Genomic DNA, 2,642 nt, shown 5'->3' with positions numbered 1-2,642 from the left:
TGCGGATTTCGGTGAACGTGACCGAGCGTTTCGCTAATACGTGACCGGTGCTTCCATCCCGGTTGCGCGGGTTCTGGATTGTAATCGCATCGGTCACGATGCGGTTTGTTCCTCGGATTTTTTCCGGCGCAGTGACTCGCCCTTCATCGTCAGCCGGTAGGCGTTGTGCACCAGGCGGTCGAGGATGGCGTCGGCCAGGGTCGGGTCATTGATCCAGCCATGCCAGTGTTCGAGGGGCAATTGGCTGGTCAGGATGGTGGAGCGGTTGCCGGCGCGGTCGTCGATCACTTCCAGCAGGTCATGCCGAGCCCCTTCCTCCAGCGGGGCCAGCGCCCAGTCGTCCAGCACCAGGACGTCGACCTTGGCCAGCTGTTGCAGGGTGCGGCCGAAGCTGCCGTCGCCGTGGGCGATACGCAGTTGTTCCAGCAGCCGTGGCGTGCGCAGATACAGGGTGGTGTAGCCCTGGCGGCAGGCTTGGTTACCCAGGGCGCAGGCCAGCCAAGTCTTGCCGGCGCCGGTCGGGCCGGTCAGCAGCAGGTTGTGTTGCTGGCGGATCCAGTCGCCGTTGGCCAGGCTGGCGATCAGGCGCTCGTCCAAGGCGCGACCCGGGCGGCGGTCGAGATCTTCCAGGCAGGCGTTGGCGTACTTGAGCTTGGCCTTCTTGCGCAGTCGCACCAGACGCTGGTTGTCACGCCAGGCCAGTTCGCGGTCGAGCAGCAGGCCGAGGCGTTCATCGAAGCTCAGGCTGTGGCTGGCCGGCAGCGTCCATTGTTCCTCCAGCGCGCGAGCCATGCCTTCCAGGCGTAGCTGGTGCAGTTGATTCAGGGTGTGTTGCGGCATCATCGAACAGCTCCTGTTGCGGGGGTTGGTAGTAGTCGGCGCCACGGACGTTTTCGTGGTGCTCGGGTAAGGCCGTTTCAGCCGCACGCTTGGGCAGCGGCTGCTGATCCAGGCCTTGCTGGAGCAGGTTGCGCACGCTGCGCCCGGTGAAGGCGCGCAGCTGGACGGCCCGTTCGGCGGCGGCTTCTAGCCGTGCATTGCCGTAGCGGCGGGCCAGCGAGAGCAGGCCAAGGCAGGCGCGGTAGCCCATCTCCGGGTGCGGCTTGTGGGTCAGCTGGTGATCGATCAGTTGGCGCGTGTAGGGGCCGATCCGCTCGCCCCAGTCGAGCAGGCGTTGCGGCGTCCATTCGCGATGCGCCTGGTGCGCCGCGGGCATGTGCTCGCGCTGGGTGCTGTAGGCGCCGCGACGGCCCAGCAGCACGTGGCTGGCCACCCGTCGGTTGCCATGCAGCACTTCCAGGGTGTGCGCCGTCAGCCGCACCTCGACGCTCTGCCGGGCCAGGGCGGAGGGCACGCTGTAGAAGCTGCCATTGACCTCGACGTGGTAGTCGATGCTGACCTTGCAGCGCTTGAAGGTGGCGACCTCGTAGGGATGCACCGGCAACGGTCGCAAGGCCGGACGATCCAGGCGCTCGAACCAGTCGCGCCGGCAGCCATCGAGCCGCTTGAACGGGCGCCGATTCAGATCCTCCAGCAGCTCGGCGATAGCCTGGTTAAGCGCATGCAGGCTGAAGAACTGCCGGTGGCGAAGCCGCGCCATGATCCAGCGCTCGACCACCTGCACCGCCACCTCGGCCTTGGCCTTGTCCTGGGGTTTGCGTGGCCGCGCCGGCAGCATCACGGTGTCGTAATGGCGGGCGCACTCCAGCGCCGCCCGGTTCAGGCCCGGCTCGTACCGATCCGGCAGCGCGACCAGGGCGCGCGGATTGTCCGGCACAACCATCTCCGGCACGCCGCCAAAGTAGGTCAGAGCCTGGCCCAGCGAGGTCAGCCAGTCCACCTGGGTTTCGCCTGGCGTCGCGCAGGCATAGGTGTAATTCGAGGCGCCCAGGGCGGCGACGAAGATGTGCGCCCGGCGCACTTCGCCGGTGGCCGGGTCGACCACCGGCAGCGTCGGCCCGGCATAGTCGATGAATAGCTTCTCGCCCGCACGGTGCAGCTGACGCATCGAACGTTTGAGCGTCTGGGCGTAGCGCCGATAGTGCTCGACGAACTGGGTGTAGCGGTAGGTCGGCTGGCTCGCATGCGCGGCGAGATATTCCTCCCACAGCAGTTGCAAGGTCACGCCCTTGCGCCGCAACTCGCGGTGGATGCTCAGCACATCGGGCAGCACTCGCTCACCGCGCGGCTTGTTCGTCGACGTAGGTGCAAACAAGGCGGCCGCCAGCGCGGCCTCGTCCATGGCCACCAGCGCCGGCCAGTCCAGCCCGGCCACCCGCGCCGCCGCGATGTACTTGCTAACCACGCCCTTGGACAGCTGCAAGGCACGGGCAATCTTCTCGTGGGACAAGCCGGCCTCAAACTTGAGGCGCAGACATTCTTTGATGTTTCGCATGGCTACTCGCGGCGCCGCCATCTTCCTCTCCCGAAATCGGTCGAGGATGGCGGCGCATCAGGTCATGCGCAACGAAGGGGAAGGCTTTCGCTAAGTCGTGACCGGCGATTTCGGTAAGCCGTGACCACCTGTTTCGGAACAGGCGGAAAATCGGTCACGTTGCTACCGAAATGAGCGGTCACGCGTTAGCGAAATGACCGGTCACGATCAACCGAAACGGCCGGTCACAGTGCTCCGAAATCCGCAG

At 66.0% G+C, this 2,642-nt stretch carries 2 protein-coding genes; both read right to left on the bottom strand.

Translation table 11 applies throughout. From position 1 onward, the window contains the following. Nucleotides 1-93: 93 nt before the first annotated feature. Complete coding sequence (gene istB / locus H096_RS21815; protein ID WP_033901416.1) at nucleotides 94-843, bottom strand: IS21-like element IS1474 family helper ATPase IstB; 750 nt, start codon at nucleotides 841-843, stop codon at nucleotides 94-96. Then, nucleotides 731-2,416: an IS21 family transposase gene (gene istA / locus H096_RS21810; RefSeq protein WP_033901415.1), complete on the bottom strand. Its 1,686-nt coding sequence runs from the start codon at nucleotides 2,414-2,416 to the stop codon at nucleotides 731-733. The genes istB and istA overlap by 113 nt, the downstream gene beginning before the upstream one ends. Between the last annotated feature and the right edge of the window lie 226 nt (nucleotides 2,417-2,642).

Source organism: Pseudomonas sp. FH1, assembly GCF_000510895.2.
GTDB lineage: Bacteria > Pseudomonadota > Gammaproteobacteria > Pseudomonadales > Pseudomonadaceae > Aquipseudomonas > Aquipseudomonas azotoformans_A.
The sequence above is the reverse complement of the archived record's forward strand: the minus strand, read 5'-3'. Positions and strand labels throughout refer to the sequence as shown.

Bases quoted from the DNA above. Each gene is read 5' to 3' on its own strand.
- istA (WP_033901415.1), bottom strand. From the start codon at position 2,416: ATGGCGGCGCCGCGAGTAGCCATGCGAAACATCAAAGAATGTCTGCGC.
- istB (WP_033901416.1), bottom strand. From the start codon at position 843: ATGATGCCGCAACACACCCTGAATCAACTGCACCAGCTACGCCTGGAA.